The sequence below is a fragment of the Synechococcus sp. R55.7 genome, from assembly GCF_047461955.1.
GTDB lineage: Bacteria > Cyanobacteriota > Cyanobacteriia > Thermostichales > Thermostichaceae > Thermostichus.
Window position 1 is genome coordinate 2,576 of the sequence record NZ_JANSIC010000197.1, and the last position, 2,279, is coordinate 4,854.

Annotated in this window: 2 protein-coding genes; both read right to left on the reverse strand. The window is 60.3% G+C overall.

Annotated features, from left to right (window positions below; genetic code table 11):
* Positions 1 to 1,224, reverse strand: a complete 1,224-nt coding sequence (locus tag NW820_RS10100; RefSeq protein ID WP_414407414.1) for an MlaD family protein — start codon at positions 1,222 to 1,224, stop codon at positions 1 to 3.
* Entirely contained in the window at positions 1,224 to 2,030 is an 807-nt protein-coding gene (locus NW820_RS10105; protein WP_414355855.1) for an ABC transporter ATP-binding protein, read from the reverse strand. The genes NW820_RS10100 and NW820_RS10105 overlap by 1 nt, the downstream gene beginning before the upstream one ends.
* Positions 2,031 to 2,279: the final 249 nt, after the last annotated feature.

The following is a 2,279-nucleotide window of genomic DNA, read 5'->3' on the forward strand; positions in this document are numbered from 1 at the left end:
TTATGGGGAAGTCTGCGGCTGCCATCCTTGGGATCCAGAGACAATCCCCTGGGCAAAAGAGACGGGCGCAAAACGAAAGTGATACCCTTCGGCCACCGCGGGCTGGATCCCATCTTCCCCAGGGACGCTGGAGACCAAGTTGCTCAGCCCCAATACCAACTCTCGAATGCCGCGGCGAAACTGGGGATCCCCGGTCAGCTCGTCGATGTCGGCGGTAATTTTTTGCATATTCTGAAAGGTGATGCGGGCGGAATCGAGGGTTTGGCGCAGAGTAGCTAAAGTGCCCGGATCGTTGAGGCTGGCGGCAATCTGCTGCAGATCTTCGGTAGCTTGGGCCACGTTCTCCGCAGCCGCTCGCACCTCGGCCAGGATCTGGCGCACATCGGCCTGGAGTTGCGGATCGGTAACCAGCGGGCGCACCGCGCTCGACATGGCCTGGAGATCGGCGCTCACCTGCTGAATGTTCTCCAGGACGGCGTTAAGGGAAGTGCGGTTTTGATCCACCAGGGCGGTGAATTGATCGGCAGCCGCTTGAAAACTGCGGGCAGTTCCCCTCACAGCCCCAGCCGCGTCTTGGATGGCTGTGGCAGCGGTCGTGAATTGCAACAAGTCCAGATCTTCGGTGCGCAGGGCAGCTACTCGCTCTTCCACGGTTTCTGAGAGATCGGCCACGCTATTGGCAACGCGGGTGAGCCCTTCTAGGGTGGCGTTAAGGGTGTCGAAGAGCTCATCGTCGTTGATCCGTGTGAGCAACTGATCCAGCCGGATCAATAACTGGCCAAAATCCACTCCAGGTTTGCCCTCCACCACATCCCCATCGCAGATGATTTGACTGCTGTCGCAATCCGCTGCCAGAGGGGATCCCGTTGCCGCCTGACCCCTCCCCTGGGGCAGGATGTCCATCACCGTTTCCCCCACCAACCCCGTCTGTTTGGTTACAAACAGGGCGTTGCGGGGAATAGCCAAAGGCTGGTCAATGGCCACCTGCACCTCCACTTGATTGGGTTGAGGCGTGATACGCTCCACCCGACCTACGGTTACCCCCCGCAGCCGCACGCTGGATCCCTCGGCCAGCCCGGCCACGTTGGTATAGGTGACGGTAAATTGAAAGCCGCGACTGCCGAAGCGCAGGTTGTAGATCCACAAAAACAGGCCGGCAAAGCCCAGCGCCCCCGCCAGGATCAACAGGCCCACTGCCCCTTCTCGCACTGCTCGCGAACGCATCACACCTGCCCCGCCACTTGAATTGGCCCTTCTACGCTACCGCTGAAAAACTGCCGCACAAAGGGGTTATCGCACGTTTCAATCTGCTGCACGGATCCCTCCCACTGCACCCGCCCCTGAGCCAACAGGACAATGCGGTCGGTGGCGCGGTAAATGGTGCTGTGCTGGTGGGTCACCACAATGTAGCTCTCACAGGCTTTTTTCACCTGCTGCAGCTCCCGGATGAGATCTTCAATTACCGTGGAGGCAATGGGATCCAAGCCCGCTGTGGGCTCGTCGTACAGCAGCAATTGGGGCTCATCCTGGGGCAGAGAAGGATCCTCCATAATGGCGCGGGCGAAGCTGGCCCGTTTGCGCATCCCCCCCGAGAGTTCTTCTGGCAGGTTGTGCTCTTTGCCCGCCAGTCCCACCGCCTCCAGCTTGGCGGCCACCAATTCCTGAATACGGGAGCGGGGCAACTGCGAGTGCTCGTAGAGCAAAAACCCCACGTTTTCTTCCACCGTCAGGGAGTCGAAGAGGGCGGCCTGCTGAAACACCATCCCTACTCGCAAAGGGGGAGTTGCATGATGGGCTTGAATCTCCGGGAGCGGGATCCCGCACCAGAGCACTTCTCCAGCGTCTGGCTCCGTTAGGCCGGCGATGATGCGCAGCAGCGTCGATTTCCCGGTGCCCGAAGGCCCCACCAGGCCCAGGGCCTCACCCCGGTACACCTTCAGATCCACGTGGTCAAGCACCACCGTCGAGCCGAAGCGCTTGGAAACTTGGCGCAGCTCCACCAAGGGGGCAGTGCTCTGCACTGCTGGCATGCTCAGAACCTCCGCCCTCGCCAAAGGCTGGAGCCTATTTTCCGCGGCCTGCTGCTCCTTTGGGCTGTCTATGCTGCTTCTGAAGCACTTGACCAATGATTTCAAGCAAAACTGGGGGCTCAGGATGCTTCCCTCCTTGAGTCGGCTTCACTGCTAGTTTAGGAGTCGGCAGGGGCCAAGGCAATGAAGCAGCCCACAGCCCTATCAAGGCAGATCAGGGATCCCTGGCGATAGGCCCAAGCCGTACCT

Bases quoted from the DNA above. Each gene is read 5' to 3' on its own strand.
- NW820_RS10105 (WP_414355855.1), bottom strand. From the start codon at position 2,030: ATGCCAGCAGTGCAGAGCACTGCCCCCTTGGTGGAGCTGCGCCAAGTT.
- NW820_RS10100 (WP_414407414.1), bottom strand. From the start codon at position 1,224: ATGCGTTCGCGAGCAGTGCGAGAAGGGGCAGTGGGCCTGTTGATCCTG.